Source organism: Halomonas sp. KAO, from assembly GCF_015595025.1.
Classification (GTDB): domain Bacteria; phylum Pseudomonadota; class Gammaproteobacteria; order Pseudomonadales; family Halomonadaceae; genus Halomonas.
On record NZ_JADNRL010000026.1, the window covers coordinates 114277 to 140676 of the forward strand.

At 66.8% G+C, this 26400-nt stretch carries 29 protein-coding genes; 13 read left to right on the forward strand and 16 right to left on the reverse strand.

Annotated elements, in window-relative coordinates:
• Positions 1-4 precede the first annotated feature (4 nt).
• From hisG to IOC61_RS14390, 8 genes are all read right to left on the reverse strand, one after another.
• Entirely contained in the window at positions 5-658 is a 654-nt protein-coding gene (hisG, locus tag IOC61_RS14355) for an ATP phosphoribosyltransferase (protein WP_195689427.1), read from the reverse strand.
• A 25-nt stretch (positions 659-683) separates the two neighbouring features.
• Positions 684-1946 (reverse strand): UDP-N-acetylglucosamine 1-carboxyvinyltransferase, encoded by a 1263-nt coding sequence (murA, locus tag IOC61_RS14360; protein WP_195689428.1) that lies wholly within the window; start codon positions 1944-1946, stop codon positions 684-686.
• A 13-nt stretch (positions 1947-1959) separates the two neighbouring features.
• A complete protein-coding gene (locus IOC61_RS14365) occupies positions 1960-2214 on the reverse strand; it encodes a BolA family protein (RefSeq protein ID WP_195689429.1) in 255 nt (84 codons plus the stop codon).
• A 149-nt stretch (positions 2215-2363) separates the two neighbouring features.
• The gene (locus tag IOC61_RS14370; RefSeq protein WP_195689430.1) at positions 2364-2699 is read right to left on the reverse strand and encodes an STAS domain-containing protein; all 336 of its coding nucleotides are present in this window, start codon (positions 2697-2699) and stop codon (positions 2364-2366) included.
• Positions 2696-3334, reverse strand: coding sequence for an MlaC/ttg2D family ABC transporter substrate-binding protein (locus tag IOC61_RS14375; RefSeq protein WP_195689431.1), 639 nt, complete (start codon positions 3332-3334; stop codon positions 2696-2698). Before IOC61_RS14375 ends, IOC61_RS14370 begins: the two co-directional genes overlap by 4 nt.
• A 62-nt stretch (positions 3335-3396) precedes the next feature.
• Positions 3397-3861, reverse strand: coding sequence for an outer membrane lipid asymmetry maintenance protein MlaD (mlaD, locus tag IOC61_RS14380; RefSeq protein WP_195689432.1), 465 nt, complete (start codon positions 3859-3861; stop codon positions 3397-3399).
• Positions 3862-3897: 36 nt separating this feature from the next.
• Positions 3898-4680, reverse strand: coding sequence for a lipid asymmetry maintenance ABC transporter permease subunit MlaE (gene mlaE / locus IOC61_RS14385; RefSeq protein WP_195689433.1), 783 nt, complete (start codon positions 4678-4680; stop codon positions 3898-3900).
• Entirely contained in the window at positions 4677-5489 is an 813-nt protein-coding gene (locus IOC61_RS14390) for an ABC transporter ATP-binding protein (protein ID WP_195689434.1), read from the reverse strand. Before IOC61_RS14390 ends, mlaE begins: the two co-directional genes overlap by 4 nt.
• Positions 5490-5637: 148 nt before the next feature.
• On the opposite strand from IOC61_RS14390, the gene IOC61_RS14395 reads away from it, so the two are divergent.
• The 11 genes from IOC61_RS14395 to IOC61_RS14445 all read left to right on the forward strand — a co-directional run bounded on the left by IOC61_RS14395 (position 5638) and on the right by IOC61_RS14445 (position 13768).
• Positions 5638-6594 (forward strand): calcium/sodium antiporter, encoded by a 957-nt coding sequence (locus tag IOC61_RS14395; RefSeq protein WP_195689435.1) that lies wholly within the window; start codon positions 5638-5640, stop codon positions 6592-6594.
• A 32-nt stretch (positions 6595-6626) separates the two neighbouring features.
• Complete coding sequence (locus tag IOC61_RS14400) at positions 6627-7616, forward strand: KpsF/GutQ family sugar-phosphate isomerase (RefSeq protein WP_195689436.1); 990 nt, start codon at positions 6627-6629, stop codon at positions 7614-7616.
• A 21-nt stretch (positions 7617-7637) separates the two neighbouring features.
• Positions 7638-8195, forward strand: coding sequence for a KdsC family phosphatase (locus IOC61_RS14405; protein ID WP_195689437.1), 558 nt, complete (start codon positions 7638-7640; stop codon positions 8193-8195).
• A gap of 4 nt (positions 8196-8199) precedes the next feature.
• Positions 8200-8784, forward strand: a complete 585-nt coding sequence (lptC, locus tag IOC61_RS14410; RefSeq protein ID WP_195689438.1) for an LPS export ABC transporter periplasmic protein LptC — start codon at positions 8200-8202, stop codon at positions 8782-8784.
• On the forward strand, positions 8781-9326 hold the full coding sequence (gene lptA / locus IOC61_RS14415; protein WP_195689439.1) for a lipopolysaccharide transport periplasmic protein LptA: 546 nt from the start codon (positions 8781-8783) through the stop codon (positions 9324-9326). Before lptC ends, lptA begins: the two co-directional genes overlap by 4 nt.
• Positions 9323-10048 (forward strand): LPS export ABC transporter ATP-binding protein, encoded by a 726-nt coding sequence (gene lptB, locus IOC61_RS14420; protein ID WP_195689440.1) that lies wholly within the window; start codon positions 9323-9325, stop codon positions 10046-10048. The genes lptA and lptB overlap by 4 nt, the downstream gene beginning before the upstream one ends.
• A gap of 165 nt (positions 10049-10213) precedes the next feature.
• The gene (locus tag IOC61_RS14425) at positions 10214-11620 is read left to right on the forward strand and encodes an RNA polymerase factor sigma-54 (RefSeq protein ID WP_195689441.1); all 1407 of its coding nucleotides are present in this window, start codon (positions 10214-10216) and stop codon (positions 11618-11620) included.
• 146 nt (positions 11621-11766) lie between these two features.
• A complete protein-coding gene (hpf, locus tag IOC61_RS14430) occupies positions 11767-12075 on the forward strand; it encodes a ribosome hibernation-promoting factor, HPF/YfiA family (RefSeq protein WP_195689442.1) in 309 nt (102 codons plus the stop codon).
• 7 nt (positions 12076-12082) lie between these two features.
• Positions 12083-12550: a PTS IIA-like nitrogen regulatory protein PtsN gene (gene ptsN, locus IOC61_RS14435; RefSeq protein WP_195689443.1), complete on the forward strand. Its 468-nt coding sequence runs from the start codon at positions 12083-12085 to the stop codon at positions 12548-12550.
• Between the two features lie 40 nt (positions 12551-12590).
• Complete coding sequence (gene rapZ, locus IOC61_RS14440) at positions 12591-13496, forward strand: RNase adapter RapZ (protein ID WP_195689444.1); 906 nt, start codon at positions 12591-12593, stop codon at positions 13494-13496.
• A gap of 2 nt (positions 13497-13498) precedes the next feature.
• A complete protein-coding gene (locus tag IOC61_RS14445) occupies positions 13499-13768 on the forward strand; it encodes an HPr family phosphocarrier protein (RefSeq protein WP_195689445.1) in 270 nt (89 codons plus the stop codon).
• Between the two features lie 17 nt (positions 13769-13785).
• On the opposite strand, the gene pmbA is transcribed toward IOC61_RS14445, so the two are convergent.
• Entirely contained in the window at positions 13786-15126 is a 1341-nt protein-coding gene (gene pmbA, locus IOC61_RS14450; protein ID WP_195689446.1) for a metalloprotease PmbA, read from the reverse strand.
• Between the two features lie 112 nt (positions 15127-15238).
• Here pmbA and yjgA point away from each other — a divergent pair, with 112 nt between their 5' ends.
• Positions 15239-15775, forward strand: a complete 537-nt coding sequence (gene yjgA / locus IOC61_RS14455) for a ribosome biogenesis factor YjgA (protein WP_195689447.1) — start codon at positions 15239-15241, stop codon at positions 15773-15775.
• A gap of 131 nt (positions 15776-15906) precedes the next feature.
• Here yjgA and tldD read toward each other — a convergent pair whose 3' ends face one another.
• The 7 genes from tldD to IOC61_RS14490 all read right to left on the reverse strand — a co-directional run bounded on the left by tldD (position 15907) and on the right by IOC61_RS14490 (position 25920).
• On the reverse strand, positions 15907-17361 hold the full coding sequence (gene tldD, locus IOC61_RS14460; RefSeq protein WP_195689448.1) for a metalloprotease TldD: 1455 nt from the start codon (positions 17359-17361) through the stop codon (positions 15907-15909).
• The gene (locus tag IOC61_RS14465) at positions 17358-21188 is read right to left on the reverse strand and encodes a YhdP family protein (protein ID WP_195689449.1); all 3831 of its coding nucleotides are present in this window, start codon (positions 21186-21188) and stop codon (positions 17358-17360) included. The genes tldD and IOC61_RS14465 overlap by 4 nt, the downstream gene beginning before the upstream one ends.
• Positions 21189-21192: 4 nt before the next feature.
• Entirely contained in the window at positions 21193-22656 is a 1464-nt protein-coding gene (gene rng / locus IOC61_RS14470; RefSeq protein WP_195689450.1) for a ribonuclease G, read from the reverse strand.
• Between the two features lie 153 nt (positions 22657-22809).
• The gene (locus tag IOC61_RS14475) at positions 22810-23409 is read right to left on the reverse strand and encodes a Maf family protein (protein WP_195689451.1); all 600 of its coding nucleotides are present in this window, start codon (positions 23407-23409) and stop codon (positions 22810-22812) included.
• Between the two features lie 13 nt (positions 23410-23422).
• Positions 23423-23917, reverse strand: coding sequence for a rod shape-determining protein MreD (gene mreD / locus IOC61_RS14480; RefSeq protein WP_195689452.1), 495 nt, complete (start codon positions 23915-23917; stop codon positions 23423-23425).
• Positions 23917-24792: a rod shape-determining protein MreC gene (gene mreC, locus IOC61_RS14485; protein WP_229333158.1), complete on the reverse strand. Its 876-nt coding sequence runs from the start codon at positions 24790-24792 to the stop codon at positions 23917-23919. Before mreC ends, mreD begins: the two co-directional genes overlap by 1 nt.
• Positions 24793-24882: 90 nt before the next feature.
• Positions 24883-25920 carry a rod shape-determining protein gene (locus IOC61_RS14490; protein WP_132042291.1) on the reverse strand — a complete coding sequence of 346 codons (1038 nt, stop codon included), beginning with the start codon at positions 25918-25920 and terminating at the stop codon, positions 24883-24885.
• Positions 25921-26092: 172 nt separating this feature from the next.
• Between IOC61_RS14490 and gatC the strand changes: the two genes are divergently transcribed.
• Positions 26093-26380: an Asp-tRNA(Asn)/Glu-tRNA(Gln) amidotransferase subunit GatC gene (gene gatC / locus IOC61_RS14495; RefSeq protein WP_195689453.1), complete on the forward strand. Its 288-nt coding sequence runs from the start codon at positions 26093-26095 to the stop codon at positions 26378-26380.
• Positions 26381-26400 lie beyond the last annotated feature (20 nt).

Below are 26400 nucleotides of genomic sequence, written 5' to 3' on the forward strand. Positions count from 1 at the left end.
TCGCTCAGCCGGCAACGTCTTCACGGCGGGCGGCAACCGCCTGCTTGAGGCGCTCGAGCAGCGGCTTGATGCGGGCATGCTTCATGGTCATGGAGGCCTTGTTGACCACCAGCCGGGTCGTGACCGGCGCGATCAGCTCCCGGGGCTCCATGCCATTGGCGCGCAGGGTATTGCCGGTATCGACGATATCGACGATCTCATCGGCCAGATTCATCAGTGGCGCCAGCTCCATGGCACCATAGAGCTTGATGACCTCGGCCTGGATGCCCTGCTCGGCATACCAGCGCCGGGCGATATTGACGAACTTGGTGGCTACCCGACGCCTGGCGCTGGCCGGCTCGGCGCCGGTGATCCCGGCGGTCATCAGCTTGCACCGCGCAATCTCGAGGTCGAGGGGCTCATAGAGACCCGCCGCCCCATGCTCGAGCAGCACGTCCTTGCCCGCGATGCCCAGGTCCGCGGCACCCAGCTGCACATAGGTCGGCACATCGGTGGCTCGAATGACCACCAGCTTGACGTCGGGCAGGTTGGTGTCGAACAGCAGCTTGCGACTCTTGCCCAGATCCTCCACCGGCTCGACGCCGGCATCGGCCAGCAGCGGCAGGGTCTCTTCGAGGATACGGCCCTTGGAGAGGGCCACGATCAGTTGTTTGCTCATGCTCTTGCCTTGGTCCGGGTACAGGCTAGCCGGGTACACGACGGATGCGTGCGCCCAGCAGTTGCAGCTTCTCCTCGATACACTCGTAGCCGCGATCGATATGGTAGATGCGATCGACCAGGGTCTCCCCCTCGGCCATCATCGCCGCGATCACCAGCGATGCCGAGGCACGCAGGTCGGTGGCCATCACCGGGGCGCCGGAGAGCCGCTCGACCCCCTCGATCACCGCGGTATTGCCCTCAAGCGCGATCCGCGCCCCCATGCGATTGAGCTCCTGAACATGCATGAAGCGGTTCTCGAAGATGGTCTCCACCACCCGGGAGCTGCCATCGGCCACCGCGTTCATGGCCACGAACTGGGCCTGCATGTCGGTCGGAAAGGCCGGATACGGCGCGGTGCGAATATTGACCGGTCGCGGGCGCTTGCCGTGCATGTCCAGGGCGATCCAGTCATCACCGGTGGTGATCTCGGCACCCGCCTCCTCGAGCTTGGCCAGCACCGCCTCGAGAATATCGGCGCGGGTACGACGCACCTTGACGCGGCCACGCGACAGCGCCGCGGCCACCAGGAAGGTACCGGTCTCGATCCGGTCGGGCATCACATCATGGTAGGCACCATGCAGGCGCGGCACGCCCTCGATGGTGATGGTGTCAGTGCCGTGACCCCGGATGCGGGCCCCCATCTTGATCAACAGCTCGGCCAGGTCGACCACCTCCGGCTCCCGGGCGGCATTCTCGAGCACCGTGGTGCCCTCGGCCAGCGCGGCCGCCATCAGGAGATTCTCGGTACCGGTGACGGTGACGGTATCGAAGAAGACCGTGGCCCCCTTCAACCGGCCCTCGACGCGGGCACGTATATAGCCGCCCTCGACGCGGATCTCCGCCCCCATGGCCTCGAGGCCTCTCAGGTGCAGGTCTACCGGGCGCGAGCCGATGGCACACCCCCCCGGCAGGGAGACGTCGGCGTGGCCAAAGTGAGCCAGCAGTGGCCCCAGTACCAGGATGGAGGCACGCATCTTCTTGACCAGCTCATAGGGCGCATCACAGTGCGCCACCTGGGAGCCATCGAGCTGGATGGTCATCTTCTCGCCCATCACCGCCTCCACACCCAGGTGCCCAAGCAGCTCCAGGGTGGTGGTGATGTCCTGCAGATGCGGCAGATTGCCGATGGTCACCGGCTCGTCGGCCAGCAGGGTGGCGCAGAGGATGGGCAGGGCGGCGTTCTTCGCGCCACTGGCCCAGACCTCACCGTCGACCGGCCCGTTGCCGGTAATGATCAACTTGTCCATGGGGCTCGGGGTCTCAGGCGCCGGAGTTCTCCGGCGCACCTTGCCACTGCGCCGGGGTATAGGTCTTGATGCTCACGGCATGCAGCGCACCGGACGCGATCTCTTCGGTGAGAGCGCCATAGATCAGCTGCTGGCGCTTGACCGGCGACAGCCCCGCAAAGCGCTCGCCCACGGCCACCACCTGAAAGTTGCAGCCCTCGCCCTGAATATGGAACTCGCAGTCATCGATACGTGACTCGAGCAGCTCCTTGACGTCACTGGGTTGCATGGTCAGGCACTCCTTATCGTACTGAATATGGTACGGAAACGATCAAAGACACCTCGCACGATGACATCATCCCATCGTCGACGGCGGATTATGGATGCCCCATGGTAATGAAAAGCACCGCTCTTGGCGATCGCCCCTGCTGGCCGCGACTAGCCGCGCACCGACTCCACCGGCAGCAGGCGCTCGAGACCGGCCAGATCGGTGAGCCGCAACAGCGCCGCGGAGAGTCGCACTCGCTCGAGAGTCAGGCCGGCCCGGCGTGCCGCGCGCGCCCACTCCAGCAATACCGTGAGCGCCGCACTGCTGACGCCGGTGACCCCGCGCAGATCGAAGCTGACGGCCTCTCCTGCCTGGCGCCGGGCGAGCCAGCGGCTGCCCGCATCGGCGAGTTCGGCGGCGTGCTCGAAACCCACCACCCCGCAGACCACCAGGCACTCATCCCTGGCCTCGAGGTCCAGACCGTTGCGTGCCAGCAGCTTGCTCACGCGCCCTGCTCCAGCTCCTCGACGCCGACATCGGGCGACCAGCCATCGATGACGGCATCGTAGTCGCGCGCGTTGTCACGCATCGCCTGATCGAACTGGTTACGGAAGGTCAGTCCCAGATTGATGCCATTGACGATGACGTTGACCACCCGCCACTCACCACCGGAGAGGCGCAGTGAATAGCTGACCGGATAGACGGTGCCATCCTTGGCCACCACTTCCATATCGACGCTGGCCTGGTCCTCATGGCGGCGCGGCCCCTGGCTGGCAAGCACACGCAGCTCCCGATAGTCGAAGGTGACCAGCCCCTTGGCGTAGGTATCGATCAGGGTCTGGCGAAAGGTGTCGACGAATCGCGAACGCTGCTCGGGCGTGGCATTGGAGAAGTAGCGCCCCATCACGCTGGCGCCGATATAACGAAAATCGGCGATCTCGTCGAGACTCTCGTCGACCAGCGCCTCGAGCTCGGCCATGTTCTCGGCGAAGTGGTCACGCCTGCCCTCGATCTTGCCGGTCAGCGTCTCGACACTGTGGCGGATGACCTCGTCGGGCTGCCGCTCGGGGGCCGCCTGGACCGTCAGGCTGAACAGCACGCTCAGCAGCAGTGCCGCCAGGGTCAGAGGGATACGAATCATGTTCAACGTCTCCATATCGGGGTCATTAGGGAGGAGTCAACCAGCGCCGGAGGATCGGTGCCCTAGTCGCTGACCATATTTGACACGAACTGCTGGATGAGTTCTTCGAGCACCAGCGCCGACTGGGTATCACGCAGGGCATCGCCGTCGGACAGCGTCTCGGGATCCCCTCCCACGGAAAGGCCCACGTACTGCTCCCCGAGCAGCCCCGAGGTCAGGATCGACGCGGTGGTATCCTTCGACAGGTGGCCTTCCAGTTCGTCATCGATCTCCAGCACCACCCGGGCATCGTACCAGTCGGTATCGAGCTCGATGGCCGCCACACGCCCCACGGTCACGCCTGCCATGGTCACGCGCGCCCGCGGCTTGAGACCGCCGATATTGGCGAAGTTGGCTTCCAGGCGGAAGGTGTCGCTGGGGGCCTGCATCGCCAGGCCGCTGACCCGCAGGCCAAGGAAGAGCACGCCGAGTATACCGGCAAGCATGAACAGCCCCACCCCCAGTTCCATGGTTTTACTGCGCTTCATCTAGAATCTCCATACGACAGGGCAGACGCTTGCCAGTCAGGCGAGCCCGCCGAACATCATGGCGGTCAGTACGAAATCAAGGCCGAGCACGGCCAGCGAGGAGTAGACCACGGTACGCGTCGTGGCCCGCGAGATGCCTTCCGACGTCGGCACCAGATCATAGCCCTGGAACACGGCGATCCAGGTCACCACCACGGCAAACACCAGGCTCTTGATGATGCCGTTGCCCACGTCGTCGATAAAGTCGACGCTGGCCTGCATATTGGACCAGTAGGAGCCCTCGAAGACCCCCAGCCAGTCGACCCCGACCAGATAGCCACCGTAGATGCCGACCACACCGAAGCCCACGGTGAGCAGCGGCAGGGCCACGAAGCCCGCCCACAGACGCGGCGCCACCACCCGACGCAGCGGGTCGACACCGATCATCTCCATGCTGGTCAGCTGCTCGGTGGCCTTCATCAGGCCGATCTCGGCGGTGAGTGCCGACCCGGCCCGACCGGCGAACAGCAGGGCCGCCACGACCGGGGCCAGCTCCCTCAGCAGCGAGAGCGCCACCATCTGGCCCAGCGCATCCTCGGCACCGAAATCGACCAGAATGGTATAGCCCTGCAGCGACAGCACCATGCCGATGAAGAGCCCCGAGACGAGGACGATGGCCAGGGAGAGCACACCGACGAAGTGCATCTGGCGCACCCAGAGATAGACCCCCTCCCTGCTCGGCACCCCCACGGCGGACTGACACAGGAAGAGGCCGGCACGGCCGAGGGCCTCGAACAGATCACAGCCGCGGCGCCCCAGGCGACGAATTCGCTGGATCATCGGGAATCTCCGGTTCTTAGCATATCGCTGACGAAGTCCAGCGATGGGTAGTGGAAGGGCACCGGCCCATCCGGCTCGCCATGCACGAACTGACTGACACGCGGATCGCGATCCACGTCGAGGTGCTCGGGCGTACCCTGGGCCATCACCCGACCATCGGCCACCACATAGACATAGTCGGCGATACTCAGCGTCTCCTTGATATCATGAGAGACAACGATCGAGGTCAGCCCCAGCGCCTGATTGAGGCGCTTGATCAGCTGCACCAGCACCCCCATGGAGATCGGGTCCTGGCCGACGAAGGGCTCATCATAGAGGATCAGCTCGGGGTCCAGGGCAATGGCCCGCGCCAGGGCCACGCGGCGCGCCATGCCCCCGGAAAGCTCCGCCGGCATCAGCTCTCGAGCGCCCCGCAGCCCCACCGCCTCGAGCTTCATCAGCACCAGGTCACGCACCATCGCCTCGGGCAGGTCCGTATGTACCCGCAGCGGGAAGGCCACGTTCTCGAAGACGCTCAGGTCGGAAAACAGCGCACCACTCTGAAACAGCATGCCCATGCGGCGACGCATGGTGAAGAGGTCTCGCCGCGACTGGCGATGGACATCCTGGCCATCGATCAGCACCCGCCCCGAATCCGGCAGGAGCTGGCCGCCGATCAGCTTGAGAAGGGTGGTCTTGCCACTGCCACTGGGGCCCATGATGGCGGTAACGCCACCACGCTGGATCGTCATGTCGACGCCGCGGAAGATCTCCCTGTCGCCACGCGCGAAATGCAGCCCCTCCACCACCACGAAGGGAGTGTCACTCATCGGCCAAACCATCCTGATAAAATTATCGAACATCGTATCCTAACTATCCTGCCAGACGCCAGCCCGATGCGCTGTGGCGGGTTGCACCCCGCCTGGCCAGCACGTTTAATGGCGACCTTCCGCTACCGACTGAGCGAGCCGAGTTGTCATGCTGTACCCCCTGATCGCCATACTGCTGGGCCTCGTGGCCCTGCTGTGGAGCGCCGACCACTTCGTTGGCGCGGCGGCTGCCACCGCCCGCCGCGCGGGCATGAGCACCATGCTGGTGGGCATGACCATCGTTGCCCTCGGCACCTCGGCACCGGAGATCGTGGTGTCGCTGATGGCCTCCCTCGATGGCATTCCCGACCTGGCCACCGGCAACGCCCTGGGCTCCAACATTGCCAATATCGGCCTGGTGCTGGGGGTCACCGCCCTGGTCGTGCCCATCCCGGTGCGCTTCTCCGTGGTGCGCCGCGAACTCCCCCTGCTGCTTGGCGCCACCGGCCTGGCCGGCTACGCCCTGGCCAACGGCCACCTCGGCCGCCTGGATGCGGCACTGCTGATTGCCCTGCTGCTGTTCAGCCTGTGGTGGCTATTCCGTGCCGATACGCCGGATGCCGAGGAGGAGGTGGCGGGCGAGATCCCCGACATGCCGCTGATTCGTGCCCTGCCATGGCTGGTGGCAACGCTTGCCGTGATGGTGGCCGGCTCCCGCGGGCTGGTATGGGGCGCCAGCGAGATCGCCCGCGACCTGGGGGTCAGCGAGCTGGTCATCGGCCTGACCATCGTCGCCATCGGCACCAGCCTGCCCGAGCTTGCGGCCTGCGTGGCCAGCGCGCTCAAGCGTCACCATGATCTCGCCATCGGCAATGTAATCGGCTCCAATCTCTTCAATCTGCTGGCGGTACTGCCGATCCCGGGTCTGCTGGCGCCCGGCGCCGCCGACCCCGCCGCCGGAGAGCGTGACTACCCCGTGCTGCTGGTGCTGACCCTGGCGCTGGGCGCACTGCTACTCTGGCAACGCCGCAACCACCTCGGCCGGCTCCCCGGCGCGGCACTGGCCGCGACCTATGCCGGTTACTTGATCTGGCTCGGCACGGCCAGTCTGGGCGCCGGCTCTTGAGTGAACCCTCACAACAGGCAACAATCGGCATCATGACATCCGAAACCCCTGGGGCCGGATCGGCCCTTCGCGACAGCGCCCGACGCACCCTGCGCCTCGAGCAGCAAGCCATCGGCGCCCTGGCGGCACGCCTCGACGTGGCCTTCGACCACGCCTGTGAGCTGATCCTGGCCTGCCGTGGGCGCGTGGTGGTCACCGGCATGGGCAAGTCCGGTCATATCGCCGGCAAGATCGCCGCCACGCTTGCCAGCACCGGCACACCGGCCTTCTTCGTCCATCCCGGGGAGGCCAGCCACGGCGATCTGGGGATGATCACCCCCGGCGACGTGGTGCTGGCCCTCTCGAACTCCGGCGAAACCGCCGAAGTGACCGCGCTGCTGCCGCTGCTCAAGCGCATGAAGGTACCGCTGATCAGTATGACCGGGCGACCCACGTCGAGCCTTGGCCGCCACGCCGACGCCCATCTCGACACCGGGGTCGAGCGCGAGGCCTGCCCCCTCGACCTGGCACCCACCGCCTCCACTACGGCCGCCCTGGCCATGGGGGATGCCTTGGCCGTGGCGCTGCTCGAGTCTCGCGGCTTTACCGCCGAGGATTTCGCCCTCTCACACCCCGGGGGCAGCCTCGGCAAGCGACTGCTGCTGCGCGTCAGCGACCTGATGCACAGTGGTAGCCGGTTGCCGCGAGTCCCCCTGGGGAGCCCGCTGCGCGACGCCCTGCTGGAGATCACCCGCCAGGGCCTGGGCTTCACCTGCGTGGTCGCACCCGACGGCCGTCTCGCCGGGGTCTACACCGACGGCGATCTGCGGCGGACCCTGGACCTGCACAGCGACCTCAGCGGCCTGAGCGTCGATGACGTAATGACCTGCCCCGGCAAGCGAACCACGCCGGAGACCCTGGCCGCCGAGGCAGTCAGCCTGATGGAAGACCACCGCATCTCCGCCCTGGCCGTGGTCGATGACGAGGGGCGCCCGGTTGGCGCCCTGCATATGCACGACCTGCTGGCCAGCGGTGTGATCTGACCCCAACGATACGGAGCCCTCATGCCCCATACCTCCCCCCTCCAGGACCCGCAGCTCATCGCCCGCCTGCGCCAGATTCGCCTGCTTGCGCTGGACGTCGATGGCGTGCTCACCGACGGGCAGCTCTACTTTCAGGCCGATGGCATCGAGATCAAGGCGTTCAATGTTCAGGATGGCCACGGCCTGAAGCTGCTCAAGCGTGCCGGCTTCCAGGTGGCGCTGATCACTGGTCGCGAATCGACCATGGTCAGTCACCGCGCCGCGGCACTGGGTATCCAGCACGTCTTCCAGGGCGTCGAGAAGAAGCTGCCGGTCCTGCGGGAACTCGCCAAGCGTCTGGGGCTGGAGCTCGAGCAGGTGGCCTACTGCGGTGACGACATGCCCGATGTCGGCGCCATTCGTCGGGCCGGCATCGGCATCAGCGTGCCCAATGCACCGACCTATATCCAGAAGCATGCGGACTGGGTCACCGAGCGCGGCGGTGGCCAGGGGGCGGCCCGCGAGATCGCCGATACCCTGCTGCGCACCCAGGGGCACTGGGATGCGGTCATCGACACTTACCTGCACGGAGCCGGCTAGGATCATGCGACTGCCGCGCCCCGGCTTTCGTACCGGACTGACCCTGCTGCTGCTGGCACTGGGAGGCGGGTTGGCGCTGCTCGATCTACGTGGCCCCGACATCATCCAGCAGATACCGCGCGATGCCGCCGGGGAGCCCGACTTCTATCTCGAGAATGCGCACCTGACCCGCTTCAACGCCGAGGGGCGCCTGCACCAGCAGGTGACGACCCCCCGCCTGGCCCACACCCCCATGGATGATGTGACGCGTCTTGAGTCACCCCATATCAGGCTCCATGACCGTGGCGGCCGACTCTGGCTTGCCGAGGCCGACAGCGGCCGGCTGGGGCCCGGGGGCAATCCGCTGCGGCTCGAGGGCGAGGCCCGGCTGCACGCCCCCGCCGAGCAGTGGTCACTGGCGACCGACACCCTGCACTATGATGCCGACACGGGGCATGCCTGGAGCACCACCCCTGCCATCCTGCGCCAGCCTCCGCAGCATATGCGTGGCGAGCGCTTCGATGCCTGGATCCATGACAACCGGGCACGCCTGACCGACAATGTGCGCGGCCACCATCCGCCCGAGACCTTCGAGGAGTCCTCGTCATGAAGCGCCCCCTGCCCTCACTGCTGACCGGCGCCCTGCTGCTGACGCTGCTGCCTCTCGCCCCAGCCAGCCTGGCGCAGAGCCAGTCTCAGAATCAGGATGCCAGCGCGCCCATTCTGGTGGAGGCGGACCGCCTCGATCTCGACGACCGCGCGGGCACCGCCGTGTATACCGGCAACGTGGATATTCGCCAGGGCAGCATGCGCCTGACCGGGAGTCGCGTGGAGATCCGCCGTAACGCGGCAGGCGAACTCTCCCGGGCAACCGCCATCGGCGATCGAGCCTATCTCGAGCAGCAGCCAAACCCCGCCGAACCCGTCATCAAGGGGTGGGGGCGCACCATCGTCTATCATGTGGCCGAGCGTCGTGTTGAGCTGATCGACCGCGCCGAACTCCATCAGGGTGGCGACACCTTCGAGGGCGGTTACCTGGAGTACTTCCTCGATCGCCGGGTCGTGCAGGCCCGCGCCGATGCCGAGGGGGTCGAAGGCAATCAGCGCATTCGCATGACCCTCCAGCCGGAACAGCAGCAAGGGGAACCATGAAGACCCTTCACGCCCGCCACCTCGCCAAGAGCTACAAGCGTCGCCGTGTGGTGCAGGATATCGGCCTGTCGATCCGGCAAGGCAGCATCGTCGGACTCCTCGGCCCCAACGGCGCCGGCAAGACCACCTCCTTCTACATGATCGTGGGGCTGGTGCGCGCCGATGCAGGCACGGTGACCATCGACGAGCAGGACCTCTCCCACGCCGCCATGCACGAGAGGGCCCGGGCCGGCATCGGCTACCTGCCTCAGGAGGCCTCGATCTTCCGCAAGCTGTCGGTGGCCGACAACATCATGGCGATCCTCGAGACCCGCCGCGACCTCGACCGCAACGGCCGCCGAGCACGCCTGGAGCAGCTGCTCGAGGAGTTCCATGTCACCCATATCCGCGACAACCTGGGCATGAGCCTGTCCGGCGGCGAACGCCGCCGGGTGGAGATCGCCAGGGCCCTGGCGACCGAACCCGCCTTCATTCTTCTCGATGAGCCCTTCGCCGGCGTCGACCCCATCTCGGTGGGCGAGATCAAGGGCGTCATTCGTCAGCTGAAGGCTCGCGACATCGGCGTTCTGATCACCGATCACAATGTCCGCGAGACCCTCGACATCTGCGACACCGCCTATATCGTCGGCGACGGTCAGATCATCGCCGAGGGCGATGCCGAGTCGATCCTTGCCAACCAGAAGGTGCGTGAGGTCTATCTCGGTGCCGACTTCCGCCTCTGACGCAAGCCCCCTCGCGCCTGGTGATGGCGATGGCGACAGCCCTGGCAGCGGCAGGCCAGCGCGACAGCGCCCACCAATGGCATGATTATTGCTTAAGATCGTATTGCACGATGCCCTGCCAGGCACTAGGGTAAGGCTTTCCGACATGCCAGGAGGACGCCTGCCATGGCCATGAAGGCATCACTGCAATTACGGGTCGGCACCCAGCTAACTATGACTCCCCAGCTGCAGCAGGCCATCGCCCTCCTGCAGCTCTCCACTCTCGACCTGCGCCAGGAGGTCCAGCAGGCGGTGGAGAGCAACCCGCTGCTGGAGCTCGACGATGACTTCGGTGAGCAGGCCACTCAGGAGCCTGTGCAGGACGACTGGGCAAGCGAGATTCCCGAGCAGCTCGCCACCGACAGCGACTGGTCGGACACCTATCAGGACCTGGCGGCGCCCAGCGGCGGAGAGGGGCCCGATTTCGAGCGCCAGGCGGAAGGCCAGAGCCTGCACGGCCACCTCTCCTGGCAGCTGGCGATGAGCGATTTCGACCCACGGGAGCGCCAGATCGCCGAGAGCCTGATCGACGCCGTCAACGATGCCGGCTACCTCACGGCCCCCCTCGACGAGATTCGAGACGGCCTGCAACAGCAGGGACTGTCCGACCTGCGCAGCCAGGAGATGGAGCGAGTCCTGCGCCATCTGCAGCAGTTCGAGCCCACGGGGATCTTCGCCCGCGACCTGAGTGAATGCCTGCAGCTTCAACTCGCCGCCCTCCCCGACGATACGCCGCACCTGCCCCAGGCGCGGCGCCTGGTCCGCCAGTTCCTGGAGGCCCTCGGCAACGATGACCGCCGCCTGCTCAAGCGGCGCCTGGGGCTGGACGACACGGCGCTCGACGCCTCCATCGCCCTGGTGCGCAGCCTGGACCCCCGCCCTGGCAGCGCCTTCTCAAGCGTCACCGATGACTACGTGATTCCCGACCTCGTCGCCTTCCACGACCAGCGTGGCTGGCACGTCGAACTCAACCCCGAGGCGATCCCACGGCTGCGCATCCAGCCCGATTACGCGGCACTGATCCGCCGCGCCGACAAGAGTGACGACAACACCTTCCTCAAGGAGCACCTCCAGGAGGCGCGCTGGCTGATCAAGAGCCTGACCAGCCGCAACGACACCCTGCTGCGAGTGGGGCGCGAGATCATGGCGCGCCAGTTCGACTTCCTGGAGCAGGGTGAAGAGGCCATGAAGCCACTCACCCTGGCCGATATCGCCCAGACGGTGGAGATGCATGAATCCACCATCTCGCGGGTCACCACCCAGAAGTTCATCCACACGCCCCGCGGGGTCTTCGAGCTCAAGTTCTTCTTCTCCAGCCAGGTCGGCAACGAGGGCGACACCCACTCCAGCACCGCCATTCGCGCACGCATCCGCAAGCTGATTCAGGAGGAGCCGCCGCGCAAGCCGCTATCCGATAGCCGCCTGGTCACGCTGCTCGACGAGGCCGGCATCCAGGTCGCCAGACGAACGATCGCCAAGTACCGTGAAGCCATGGGCATCCCCTCCTCCAGCGAGCGCAAGCGCCTGCGCTGAGGGCGATTGGCAGGGAACCATGGCCCCCTGCTCGACCGGCTCAACCCCTTGAACATGGCGGGAAATCGCCCCGGGACCGCCGGGGGGTATGCAAGGCAGGAAAAAGGGTTACAATCGAATCACAACCATCGAGCAAGGAGCGTGTCATGCAAGTGAATATCACCGGCCTTCATGTCGAACTGACCGATGCCCTGCGTGACTATGTCAACGAGAAGCTGACTCGCGTGGAACGCCATTATGACAACATCACCAATGTGCAGGTGACACTGTCTGTCGAGAAGGAGCGTCAGTCCGCCGCCTGCACCATGCATGTTGCCGGTGCCGAGCTGCATGCAGAAGCCCAGGATGTCGACATGTACGCCGCCATCGATGCCCTCGCCGACAAGCTGGATCGCCAGCTGGTCAAGCACAAGGAAAAGGCCCAGGCTCGCGCCCAGGGCGCCGGCGCCCGCTGAACCCACGATGTCCTCACTCGAAACCATTCTCCCCCCGGAGCGCACCCTCTTCGATGTGCCCGGGGGCAGCAAGAAACGGGTGCTGGAGTTCTTCAGCACCTTCATTGCCCAGAACACGCCCAGCCTCGACAGCCAGGAGGTCTTCGCGAGGCTGATTGCCCGCGAGCGTCTCGGCAGTACCGGCATCGGCAACGGCGTGGCCATTCCCCATGCCCGCAGCCCGCACTGCAAGGCGCCCATCGCCGGCTTCCTCAAGCTGTCCGAGCCGGTGGACTTCGACGCCATCGATGGAGAACCCGTCGATCTGGTGTTCGTGCTGCTGGTTCCCGAGGAGGCCGATGCGGCCCACCTGACCCTGCTGGCCCAGCTGGCCGGCATCATGAACGACGTCGATACCCGCATGCGCCTGCGCCGCAGCTCGAGTCAGCGCGACCTCCATGACAGCCTTATCGAGGCCATTCGACGACAGGGTTGAGCGGTAGCGCCCCCTCAGCCAGAACGACCAGGAGACCTCCATGCGACTCGTGATCATCAGCGGCCGCTCCGGCTCGGGCAAGTCAATCGCCCTGCAGGCGCTGGAGGATCTCAGCTACTACGCCATCGACAACCTGCCGGCCATGCTGCTGGGTTCGCTGGTCGACGAACTGAGCAACCCCGAGTCCCAGCGTACCTCGATCGCCGTCAGCATCGATGCCCGTAACCTCCCCCAGGCCCTGAAGCGCTTTCCCAGCCTCCTCGAGGAAGTACGTGAACGCGGCATCGACTGCCAGGTGATCTACCTGAACACCGACGCTCGCATTCTGATCGAGCGCTACTCCGCCACCCGGCGCCGACATCCGCTGACTCGCGAGAGCGAGATGACGCTCGCCGAGGCGATCGACTCCGAGGAGCAGGCACTCTCCGGGATTCGGGACCTGGCCGACCTGGTGATCGACACCTCACGACTGACGGTCCATGAACTACGCGCCCGTATCGCCGACCAGGTAGCCCACCATCGCCCCGAGCAGCTGACCCTGACGGTGGAGTCCTTCGGCTTCAAACGCGGCGTCCCCCTGGACGCCGATCTGGTGTTCGATGCCCGCTGCCTTCCCAACCCCTACTGGGACCCACGCCTCAGGCCCTTCAACGGCCAGGATGCCGAGATCGTCGCCTTTCTCGAGGACTACCCGGTGGTGCAGGAGATGCTCACCGATATCCACGACTGGCTGACACGCTGGTTGCCCAGGTACGCGGCCAGCCATCGCAGCTATCTCACCGTGGCCATCGGCTGCACGGGGGGCCAGCACCGTTCGGTCTATCTCGCCGAGCGCCTGGCCAGGCAGCTCGCCCAGCAGCAGACGCGGGTACGCTTGCGCCATCGCGAACTGGGCACTCAGGACACCTTGCCCGGCCCCGAGACCCCACCTCATCAAGGAAGTTGAGCGTGCCGCAACGCAGGTTGACCCTTACCAACAAGCGCGGGCTCCATGCCCGCGCCGCCACCAAGCTGGTCCAGTGCTGCCAGCCCTTCGCTGCCCACGTTCAGGTGGCCAACGGCCCGATGCAAGGGGAAGCCAACAACATCATGTCGCTACTGATGCTGGCCGCTCCCTGCGGCACCGAGCTCACCGTCAGTGCCGAGGGCAGGGACGCCGAACAGGCCCTCGACGCCATCGAGGCCCTGTTCGACGCCCGCTTCGACGAGGATGAGTAAAAAGCCGTAAGCCCGCCTCAGCCGCCGGCCACCGTCATCTCGTCGATCAGCCAACTGCCGGTATGGATACTGCCGCGGGTATCGATATCGCTGCCCACGCCAGCCAGCCCGCTGAACATCGTTTCCAGGTTTCCCGCAATGGTGAACTCCTCCACCGGGTACTGAATCTTGCCATTCTCCACCCAGAAGCCGGCCGCCCCCCGCGAATAGTCCCCGGTGACGCCATTGACCCCCTGCCCCATCAGTTCGGTGACCAGCACCCCCCGGTCCATGCGAGCAAGCAGCTCATCGCGTGATGCCAGCGGCGCCGAGATCCGCAGGTTGCGAGCCCCGCCGGCATTGGCGGTGGTCTGCATGCCGAGGCGGCGCGCACTGTAGGCCGAGAGCATGTAGCTGGCCAGGCGCCCCTCGTCGATAAAGAGGTTGTCACGGGTCTGGACGCCATCGTTGTCGAAGGGGGAACTCGCCATGGCACCGACCTCCATGGGCTTCTCCTGCAGGCTGAACCACTCGGGGAAGAGCTCCTCGCCGAGACGGTCGCAGAGGAAGGTTGCCTGGCGGAACAGCGCGCCGCCGGCGATGGCACTCATCAGCGAGCCGACCAGCCCGCCGGCCAGGTTCGGGTCGAAGAGTACCGGCATCCGCCCGGTAGCCGGACGCCTTGCCCCCAGGCGGCGCAGCGTGTGCTCGGCGGCGCTCTCGCCGACCCGCTCCGGTGCCAGCAGGTCGCGTGGGTCCCGGGCGCTGGTGAAGTCATAGTCACGCTGCATGCCGGCATCGTCTTCGGCGATCAGCATGCAGGAGAGCGAGTGGCGACTGCCGCACTGGCTGCCCAGAAAGCCGTGGCTGTTGGCATAGACCCTTACCCCCTCGCCGCTGGAGAGCGAGGCACCGTCGGAGCTCTTGATTCCGGTCTTGCCGCGGCCGGCGGCCTCGCAGGCCAGCGCCAGCTCGACCGCCTCCTCGGTGGTCAAGGCCCAGGGGTGGTGCACATCGAGGTCCGGCAGATGGGTGGCCATCAGCGCGGCGTCGGCCAGGCCGGCGGCGGGATCCTCGCCGGTATAGCGAGCAATGGCGATGGCCTTCTCGACCACGGCACGAATGGAGGCTTCGCCGGCATCGGTGGAGGAGGCACTGCCCTTGCGCTGGCCGAGATAGACCGTCACCGCGATACCCTGGTCGCGCGAGAGCTCGACAGTCTCCACCTCCCCTTCGCGAACGCTGACGCCGACGCCCTGGTCGACGCTGGCGCCCACTTCGCAGGCGTCGGCCCCCAGCTTCCGGGCCAGTTCCACGGCCTGTCGGGAACGGCTCTCCAGCAGGGTCTGCTGGGCGGCGGCATCGAAAGCCTGAGTCATCTCTAATCCTCCTTCGGCGGGCCTGCGAGCCACGCCTGTGATGTTCATTCTCAGCCCGGTGAAACGGACTGGTATACTGTCGGGACACCCAGCCCCAACCGATGGAAGCGGCATGTCCCAGGAATCTCCCCGCGAGTTGCTCGACCAGATCCTTCAGCAATCGGACAACGACGAACGCCCCAGCAAGTCCCAGCTCAAGCGCGAGATGCAGGCGCTGCAGACGCTGGGCGAACAGATCATCGCCATGACACCCGGCGAGCGAGCGCGCTTTCCCCTCTCCGACGATATGCTCGCCGCCGTGGAGGAGACCTCACGCATCCGCTCCCACGAGGGGCGGCGGCGGCACATGCAGTACATCGGCAAGCTGATGCGTCGCGAGGATCTCGCGGCGATCCGTGCCGTCCACGACGAGATCGAGCAGGAGACGCTGCGCCGCGATCACGCCTTTCATCGCCTCGAAAAGTGGCGCGATCGCCTCGTCGACGAGGGCGACACCGCGGTGGAGGCCTTCGTGGCCGACTACCCCCACGCCGACCGCCAGGCCCTGCGCCAGCTGATCCGCAATGCCCAGCGCGAACGCGCCCAGGGCAAGCCGCCGGCCAGTTCACGCAAGCTGTTCAAGCTGATCCGCGATACCGCCGGAATGTAGGAGCCCGGTATACCGGGCGATTGGCGCCGCCGTCCAGCGCCCCGAAGGCCGCCACCGGCCTGACCGGTGACTGCTAGCGCCGCTTCGCGCCGCCATCGCCCAGCGGAGCTGGGCTCCTACAAGCCAGTCGTCTACGACTGGGTGCCACCCACGGTCAGCTCGTCCAGCTTGAGGGTCGGCTGGCCAACACCCACCGGCACGCCCTGCCCCTCCTTGCCACACACGCCGATACCGGGATCCAGCGCCATATCATGGCCGATCATCGAGACTCGCCCCATGGCCTCGGGGCCATTGCCGATCAGCGTCGCCCCCTTCACCGGGGCGGTGATTCGGCCATCCTCGATCAGATAGGCTTCACTCGCCGAGAACACGAACTTGCCGGAGGTGATATCCACCTGGCCACCGCCGAAGCTCACCGCATAGAGGCCACGCTTGACGCTGTTGAGGATGTCGCCGGGGTCATCCTGTCCGGCGAGCATCACGGTATTGGTCATGCGCGGCATCGGCAGGTGGGCGAAGGATTCGCGGCGGGCATTGCCGGTGGGCGCCATGCCCATCAGCCGCGCGTTCAACTTGTCCTGCATATAGCCGGTGAGGATGCCATCCTCGATCAGCGGGGTACGCTGACCCGGGGTCCCCTCGTCATCGACGCTCATCGATCCGCGGCGGTCGGCCAGGGTGGCGTCATCGACCACGGTCACGCCCGGGGCGGCGACGCGCTCGCCCATGCGGCCGGCGAAGGCTGAGCTTCCCTTGCGATTGAAGTCTCCCTCCAGGCCGTGGCCTACCGCCTCATGGAGCAGGATGCCCGGCCAGCCAGGCGCCAGCACCACCGGCAACTGGCCCGCCGGGGCATCGACGGCCTCCAGGTTGACCAGCGCCTGACGCACCGCCTCCTGGGCGAAGCGTTCGGCGACACCCTCGTCGCGCAGGCGCGACATGGGATAGCGGCCACCGCCACCGGCACTGCCCCGCTCGCGCCGACCATTGCGTACCACGATCACGCTCACGTTGAAGCGCACCAGGGGACGGATGTCGGCCGCCAGGGTGCCATCGCTGGCGCGCACCAGCACCACCTCATGGACCCCCGAGAGCGAGGCACTGACCTGGCTGACCGACGGGTCGGCGGCTCGGGCCACGCGATCCGCCTCCTTGAGCATGGCGACCTTCTCCTCGGCGCTGAGCCCGGCGAGCGGATCGACACCGGCATAGCGCGCCGGGGGACCGACGGCAACCGGCGTGCCCAATGGCAGACGGTTGCCGCTGCGCACGATGCCGGCCGCGGTACGCCCGGTCTCGCCAAGCGCATCGGCGGTAATCTGATTGGAGTAGGCGAAGCCGGTCTTCTCGCCGGCCAGGGAGCGCACGCCCACCCCGCCGTCGATGTTGTAGCTGGCCTCCTTGACCTCGCCATCTTCCAGCACCCAGCCCTCGTGCCAGCTGCGCTGGAAGTAGAGGTCGGCATAGTCGATACCCGCCCCCATCGCGTGGCCGAGGCCGGTGTCCAGGTCATCCAGAGAGAGACCACCGGGCGTCAGCAGGATGCCGGCGGCTTCATCAATCAATGCGTGTCTCGCTTGGGTCATTCGGCGCTTTCCACTGAAATCCGCGGCGCGGTCCAGGGGCCGCGCACGCGATAATGAATTCGGGTAACACTGTCGATGGCATCACCAAACAGGCGATCGGCGATAAACAGGGCCCCCCCCACCACCGGAGCACCGGCGATGACCGCCGCCAGTGGCAGGTTGCGGCTGACAGGCAGTGTGACGCCCAACCGCATGTCGAGTTCCCGGCGCGCCAACGCGACGCTGCCATCGAGAGTGAAGCGAGTGGCAGGGCCCACGATCTGGACCGGCCCCCGCGTCTCGAGACTGCCACCATACAGGGTCGCCGCGCCAGTGACACGGTCGAAGGCCGTTCCTCGCCCGGTCATATCGGAGAAGTCCAGCCGCAGACGGCGCACCAGGTTATCGATATTGAGCAGCCCCACCAGACGCGCCGGGGTCGACTCCAGCTTGACGAAGCGCCCATCACGCAACTCCGTCTCGACGCTGCCCCGGGAGCGCTCCAGGGCAAACTGCCAGGGCGTCCCCGGCCAGGCCAGCTGGCTCTTGACGCTTGTCTCGCCGCTACGGATCACCGGGTCCTGAGCCAGGCGTTCCAGCGCCGTTCCCAGGTCCCGTCCAATCAGCTCCAGGCGCGCACGGGTCAGGCTGGCCTCGGGACCCGCCGCCTCCCAGACCAGCTCGCCGCGGGCACTGATCTCCCCCAGGGTAAGCCCCAGGGGAGCGATGCTGAGTCGCTCGGGCGTCGCCTGCCAGCGGGCGGTCAGAGGCCCCAGACGCTGGCCCTGGCGCTCGATATCGGCGATGCGCAGGCGCCCGCCGGGCAGGTCGGCGACCCAGCCGGGAAGCGGCTGAGGCTCCGGGGGCGTGGCTATCTCGTCGAGCAACGAGCCGACCCGCTGGCCGGTGGGCATCAACGCATCCAGCGAGAGGCGACTCAGGCCGATGTCCAGTGGCTCGGCGAGCCGGGGCCGATAATCGAGCCGCCCCTCGAGCAGACTGCCATCCAGGGCCAGGTGCCAACCGCCGCCAGGCTGCGGACGCGCGGTGGTATAGAAGGAGCCGAGGCAGCGATCCTCATGCTGCAGACAGTCGCTGGCCACACGCACCTCACGCAGGTCAATGCCTGCCCCCCCAGTACCACGACGGCCTGCCACCCCCGAGAGCGCCTCGCTCCACGCGGCGGGAGAGAGGCGCGGCAGGTAGGCATCGACCCACCATCCCGCCCCCGAGGGCCAGGCAGGCGCGGATTGGCGGCCCAGCCACACCTGCCCCTGGCTACGCTCACCACCCGGCAGCGAGCGCCAGCGCAGCTTAAGCGCCTCGCCCAGGCGCCCCTCCAGGTGCCCCTGCGTCAGATTCATGTCGAGCCGAAGGGGGCGAGACTGTGCCGCCGGCTTGCCCAGCGGCGCCGGCAGATCGGCGGCCAGCCCCTGAAGTGAGCTCTGCAGGCGCAGGGAAGCCTCGTCGCCGACGCCCAGCCGGCCACGCCAGTCGAAACGCCCGCTCAGCCGCTCGGCAAGGGCGGACGCGCCCCCCAGCTCGAGCAACGGCCTCGCCTCGGCGGTACCAGTAAACTCGACCCCGCCGTTCAGGGTATCGATATCGGCACGCAATGGCCCGCCGAGCAGGCGCCCCTCGAGGCGTCCCGTAAGACCACCCTCGGTGCCCTGCTGGCGCCATGTCAAGGGGCCACGCAGCTCCCTGGCACGCAGGCCCAGTGGCTGATATTCGACAAGGTCAAGACTCGCCTGGGTCTCGATCGAGAGGTCCAGCGCCTCGGGGCGCTCCAGGGGCAGCTCGAGTTGCAGGGCGCCCTCGGCATGCCCTTCGGCTTGCCACTCCTCCATGATCTCCATGCCCTCTACCGGCATGTTCAACAGGAAGCGTCGCAACGCGGAGGCGCTGGCATACAGTTCGCCTTCTACCTCCAGGCGTTCGTCGACCAGCCGTACCCGGCCGTCGCTCGCTGTCACGCCGAGACTCTCGGCGTGCTTCACTTCGGCCTCCAGGGTGGTGTCGTTGAGCCGCATCCGCCCCTCGACACCCTCCAGCATCGGCCAGCCCGGGGCGATGGGCAGACGGCCGTCGCGAATGGCGAGGTCGAGGCCAAAGCTCGGCATGATATCTTCGTCGCCGTCTCCGGAGAGCGGCACATGCAGGCGCAGCGAGCCCTCGGGAACCCGGCCCGCCACGCCATCGGCAAGCCAGTCGCGCAGCTCGTCATCGAGAACGCCCACCGGCAGCCACTCGATAAGCGGTGTCTCCACGGCATCGACCTCCTCGAGGGCCAGGCTCAGGCCGAAGCCTCCCCGATTCCCCTGCCCGGCGGAGAGACCGAAGCCACCGCTGACCTCGGCACCGTTCCATCCCACCCGCAGATCACGACCGCTGACCATGCTGCGAGGGCCATCGTAGACCCAGCGCACCTCCCCGGAGGCGTGGTCGAGTGCCATGGGGGCGGCGAAGATCTCGGGGAAGTGAAGGGTGGACGTCTCGTTGCCGCTGAAGCGCACCCGGCCATTGCCACCCTGAGCCTCTACCCACATATCCAGCGGCCCGCCCCCCGGCGCCTCCTGCCAGGGCGATACCTCGACCCCATGCAGGGACGCCCGGGCCTGCCACTGCCCCTCCCGGAAGCCAAGCCCGAAACCGGCCACTCGGCCGCGTGGATCGAGGCTGTCCACCGCCCGGGCCAGCGCCTCGGGCAGCGGCACCCGATCGCGCCAGGCGGCCAGGGACCCCAGGTCAAAGGCGCTGGTGTTGAGCCACCACTCATCGCCATCGCCGCTCAGATGCCAACGGTAGGGCAAGGCAGGCCCCCAGCGTGACGCCAGTTCGTCCGGCTCACTCGTTTCGGGGCTCTCCGCATCGCCCTGAAACCAGGCCTGCCAGCCGCTCTCCCCCCTCGACCACTGGCCGCGCCCGGTCACGCTATCCAGCGTCAGATGATGACGCTCGCCCTCGGCGTCGCGATGGCTGACGGCCAGCCGCTCGACATCCAGGGCCAGGCGGGCATCGGCCAGGCGGCCGCGCTGCCAGCGTCCCCACAGGCTGGCCTCGCCCCGTGCCTCATCGAGGCGCAGCGGCTGATTGCGCCCCAGCACCGCGGCCAATGCGACCAGGCTATCGAGACGCATCTCGGCCTGCAGGGCGGCGCTGAAGTCACGAAACCCGGTCTCGCCCGGCAGCACCTCCAGGGCTACCTGCATGGCGATATCCGCGTCGCTCACCAGGCGCAACCTGCCCTCGAGATGGGCGCGGCGGGCATCGCCAGTCATCAGCAGCCGCGGCGCCTCGAAGGCGACGCGCTGCTCACGCCCATGCAGTATCACGCGCACATCCTCGGCCCAGGCCCGTTGGCGCAGCAGCACCCCGACCCAGAAATCGAGACGCTCGAGATTAAACTCCCCCTCGGGCTGAAGTTCGGGAGGAAGTTCGGCGGGGTCGGGCCAGTGCCAGCCCCCCTCTGGAGTCTGATAGAGGTGCAGGGTCATGCCTTCGAGGCGAGCCCCCTCCACCACCGGTATCCCCTCGCGCAGGCTCTGCCAGGTGTCCAGGCGCAACTGCCCCCCCTTCACCTCCAGCAGCGGCCGGTCACCATCGCGGGTGCGCAGGCTCAGTGCACCAAGCTTGAGGTAGGGGTCGAAGCGCGCCAGCCCGCCCTCCAGCGAGTCGATCCGGGTCTGTGCCGCGAAGCGCGCCGAGAGCAGGGCCTCCAGCCGTGACACCTGGCCATCGGCCAGCCCCAGTGCCAGTCGCGCCAACAGCGTCAGCATCGCCACTGTTGCCAGCCCCAGGGCCAGCAGGGTCAGGGTCCAGCGCATCACCAGGCGGGTCACGGACATGGGCTCACATCAGCACGATGTCGTACTGCTCCTGGGAGTAGTGGGTCTCCACCTGGAAGCGGATGGGCTTGCCGATGAACTCTTCCAGATCGGCCACCGCCGCGGACTCCTCGTCGAGCAGGCGGTCCACCACCGCCTGGGACGCCAGCACCATGTAGGTCTCGGCGCTGTAGGCCCGCTCCTCACGCAGGATCTCGCGAAAGATCTCGTAGCAGACCGTCTCCGGGGTCTTGAGCGTTCCGCGACCGCCGCAGGTCGGGCAGGCTTCGCAGAGAGTCTGCTCCAGGCTTTCGCGGGTACGCTTGCGGGTCAGCTGCACGAGGCCAAGCTCGGTGACACCGGTACACTTGGTCTTGGCGTGATCCCGCTCCAGCGACTTCTCGAGCATGCGCAGCACCTGACGCTGATGCTCGGGATCCTCCATGTCGATGAAGTCGATGATGATGATACCGCCCAGGTTGCGTAGACGGAGCTGGCGGGCGATGGCGGTCGCCGCCTCGAGGTTGGTCTTGAAGATGGTCTCCTCGAGGTTGCGATGCCCCACATAGCCGCCGGTATTGACATCGATGGTGGTCATCGCCTCGGTGGGGTCGATCACCAGGTAACCACCGGACTTGAGCTGCACCTTGCGCCCCAGCGCCTTGTGGAGCTCGTCCTCGACGCTGTAGAGGTCGAAGACCGGTCGCTCGCCGGCATAGTGCTCGATACGCTCCACCGCATCGGGCATGAACTCCTCGGCGAACTCCACCAGCCTGACGTAGTTCTCCCGAGAGTCAATGCGCACCTTCTCGATATCGTCACGCATCACATCCCGCAGGATGCGCATGAACAGCGGCAGGTCATCGTAGATCACGCTGGGCGCCGAGGAGGTGACCTTGCGCTCGCTGACCTTGCGACATAGCCGCAGCAGGAAGTGCATATCGGCGGCCAGCTCCTCGACGCCCACCCCCTCGGCGGCGGTGCGCACGATAAAGCCGCCGGTCACCTCCAGGCTCTGCTGGGCCTGGGCCTCCTCGATCAGGCTGCGCAGGCGCTCGCGCTCGCGTTCGTCTTCGATACGCTGGGAAACGCCATGGTGGGGCGCATCCGGCATGTAGACCAGATAACGCGAGGGTACCGAGAGGTGAGTGGTCAGGCGCGCCCCCTTGGAGCCGATCGGATCCTTGGTCACCTGCACCACCAGCGCCTGCCCCTCGTGGAGCAGATGCCCGATGGAGAGCTGCTCCTCGGCCGGCGTACCGGCCGGCATCACCTCATGGGCATGGATGAAGGCGGCGCGGTCGAGGCCGATATCCACGAATGCCGCCTGCATGCCGGGGAGGACCCTGACCACCCGGCCCTTGTAGATATTGCCGACGATGCCGCGACGGCAGGAGCGCTCGATGAAGGCCTCCTGCAGTACGCCGTTTTCCACCACGGCGACGCGGGTCTCCATCGGCGTCAGATTGATCAGTACTTCGCCGCTCATGCGGAAATCCTTGTCCAGAATGCCTTGCGGCCATTATGACATAGTGTCAAGCCTCCAAGGCGTTGATCCTTGCATCATGACAGGGCGATCGCCGATGGCAGCACCACTCGACAAGGCGATTCCGGCGAGAGGCTGCCGGTAGCAATCAGTGCATCACGACCCGAGCGCCCCGTCCCATAGTGCCACCCCCTGACGGCGCAGCAGCTCGGCGGTCTCGTAGAGCGGCAGCCCCACCACCGCGGAGTGGCTGCCGGCAATATGCTCGATAAACACCGCCGCACGCCCCTGGATGGCATAGCCACCCGCCTTGTCGGCGGGCTCCCCGGTGGCCCAGTAGGCGGCGATCTCGGCATCGGAGATCTCACGCATCACGACCCGCGTGGCGACACAGCGCTCGAGCAGGCCCGCGGGGCCGGTCACTGCCACCGCCGTGAGCACCCGATGCTCGCGGCCGGCCAGGGAGCGCAGCATGGCGGCGGCGTGCTCGGGTCCCTCGGGCTTGCCGAGTATCTCACCGTCACGCACCACGGCGGTATCGGAGCCAAGGGTCGGCAGGCGAGAGCGCTCGGCACCGGCCAGCGCCTTGTCGCGGGCCAGGCGGGTGACATAGGCCTCGGCCCCCTCACCCGGAACCGGGGTCTCGTCGATATCCACCGGACATGCCTCCAGAGATACACCGATGGAGGCCAGCAGGTCGCGGCGCCGCGGTGATGCCGAGGCCAGACAGAGGAGAGGGGGAGTGATGACGGACATGGATAACCTCCGATCAGCCACCGGTCAGCCGCCGCCCCAATGCATTGAACAGGGTGGCGAACCAGGGCCAGAGCAGCGCGCCGATCAACGCCGGCGTCAGGAAGGAGAGATGAATGGAGAAGGGTCCCAGCAGGGTTCGCAGCCACTGCTCGCCCAGCTGCATAAAGCCCAGCAGCACCAGCACCATCAGGGCCTGCTGGAGCAGCGAGTAGGCACGAAAACGCGGATAGACCAGGGCACACAGGAAGGCCAGCAGCGACAGCAGCAGGGCGTTCTGGCCCAGCACCGCCCCATCGATCAGGTCGAGCAGTATGCCCAGCACGAAGGCGTGAAGCACGCCCACCCGAGAGGGTGTCTTCATGCACCAGTAGACCAGCATCAGACCCAGCCAGTCGGGCCGCCAGATCTGCCAGCCTTCGGCCAGCGGCATCACCTGCAGGCAGAGCGCCAGCAGGAGGGAGAACCAGATCCAGGGAAGCGCCAGATTGGCGGCGGAAGGGACGGCCATCAGCGTGCCTCCTCGTGGTCATCACGGGCGGTGGCCCGGTGCGTATCGCCCTCATCGCTCACCGCGCGGGCGGCCTGGATGGCGCTCAAGCCGATATCGCCCTCCCAGCCGGGGTCATCGAAGCGCGGTCGACTCGGCGGGAAGAGCAGCAGGAAGTGGCGCGAGCGCTGCAGCTGCGCCACCGGGGTGGCGGTCACCCGGGCGAAGGGTTCGCCCGGGTCATGCACCACCCCATCCACCCTCGCCACCGGATAGCCCGGGGGGAAGCGTCCGGCCAGGCCGGAGGTAACCAGCAGGTCGCCCTTGCGGATATCGGCGGTATCGGGCACATGACGAACGCTGAGGCGATCATAGCGCCCGCCGCCCTGGAGGATATAGCGAAGCCCATTGCGATTGACCCGTACCGGCAGCGCATGACTGGCATCGGCCACCATCAGCACCCGACTGGAGTAGGCCAGCACCGAGGTCACCTGCCCCACCAGCCCGGCGGCATCCATCACCGGCTGTCCGACATAGACCCCATCGCGGCGACCGCGATCCAGCACCATCTGATGGGCGAAAGGATCAGGGTCCAGTGACAGCAGCTCGGCGGTCATGAAGGGCATGTCGTGCTGGCGAGCGGCGCGGAGCAGCTCGCGCAGGCGCACGTTCTCGGCGGTCAGGTCCGCCATGCGCTGCACCCGGTGGGATAGCGTCAGGAGCTGTTCACGCAGTCGCCGATTCTCGTCGACCAGGTCACGCTGATCGGAGAGTGCCAGGGTCCCCCAGCTCAGCACGCTACTGGGCAGGCTGACGATCCACTGGATCGGCGCCACCGCCGTGCTGAGCTGGGCACGCACCTCCTCCATGCGGGTCAGGCGAAGATCGGCAACCATCAGCGCAAGCGCCACGATCGTGCAGATCAGCAGACGATAGATGGGTAGCGATCCCTGCGAGAACAGCGGCTTGATGACGCGTCTCCCGGATCAGTCGCTGGACAGCAGCTCGAAGGTGTGCTTGTCGATCATCTCGAGGGCCTTGCCGCCCCCCCGCGCCACGCAGGTCAGCGGATCCTCGGCCACGATCACCGGCAGACCGGTCTCTTCGGCGATCAGCTTGTCGAGGTCGCGCAGCAGTGCGCCGCCACCGGTCAGCACCAGTCCGCGCTCGGCGATGTCCGAGGCGAGTTCCGGAGGGGACTGCTCCAGGGCATTCTTCACCGCGGCGACGATGGAGGCGAGGGTCTCCTGAAGCGCATCCAGGATCTCATGGGAGTTCAGGGTGAAGCTGCGGGGAATGCCCTCGGCCAGATTGCGGCCGCGCACATCGATCTCGCGAAGCTCGCCGCCCGGATAGGCACAGCCGATCTCCTCCTTGATGCGCTCGGCGGTGGCCTCGCCGATCAGGCTGCCGTAGTGGCGACGCACATAGCCGGTGATCGCCTCGTCGAAGCGGTCGCCGCCGACGCGGATCGACTCGGAGTAGACGACGCCATTCAGGGAGATGATGGCGATCTCGCTGGTGCCACCACCGATATCCACCACCATGGAGCCCTGGGCCTCCTCCACCGGCAGGCCGGCGCCGATGGCGGCCGCCATCGGCTCCTCGATCAGGAACACCTCGCGGGCCCCGGCACCTTCGGCAGACTCCTTGATGGCGCGACGCTCCACCTGGGTCGACATGCAGGGCACGCACACCAGTACCCGGGGGCTGGGCGTCAGGAAGGTGCTCTGATGCACCTTGCGGATGAAGTGCTGCAGCATCTGCTCGGTAACGGTGAAGTCGGCGATGACGCCATCCTTCATCGGCCGGATGGCCGTGATGTTACCGGGGGTGCGGCCCAGCATGCGCTTGGCGTCGGAGCCCACGGCGGCCACGCTGCGCATGTTGCCGGACTGGCGAATGGCCACGACCGATGGCTCGTCGAGCACGATGCCTCGGCCGCGGACGTAAATCAGCGTATTGGCCGTTCCCAGGTCGATCGAAAGATCGCTGGAGAACAGTCCCCTCAAGCGTTTGAACATGGAAGTCGTTACCTAGTGCAGTCCGGGAGCCCTGTGCGGAGGCAAACGGTATCACCGCGCCCCCTCAGCAGCAAGCAAAACCCCGGGGCAAGGCCGCACCGAGACCCTGCCCGCGCGACGCCGAATATGGTACCTTCAGCGGCCTGATTTTTTCATCGAGGACATCCGACTCATGGCGCTTGAACACGCTGACGTGCTCAGGGCCGCGCATCTTGCCCGGCTCGGCCTCTCCGACGAAGACGCCACCCACTACCTGGACGACCTCGGCCGCATCCTCGAGATGGTCGACCACCTCCAGGCGCTGGACACCGAGGGCATCGCGCCCCTGGCTCACCCGCTGGATGCGACCCAGCGGCTGCGCGCCGACGAGGTCACCGAGACCGACCGTCGCGACCATTTCCAGCGCTGTGCCCCGGCGGTGGAAAATGGCCTCTATCTGGTACCCCGCGTCGTCGAGTAAGCCACTGCCTACGGAGCCTC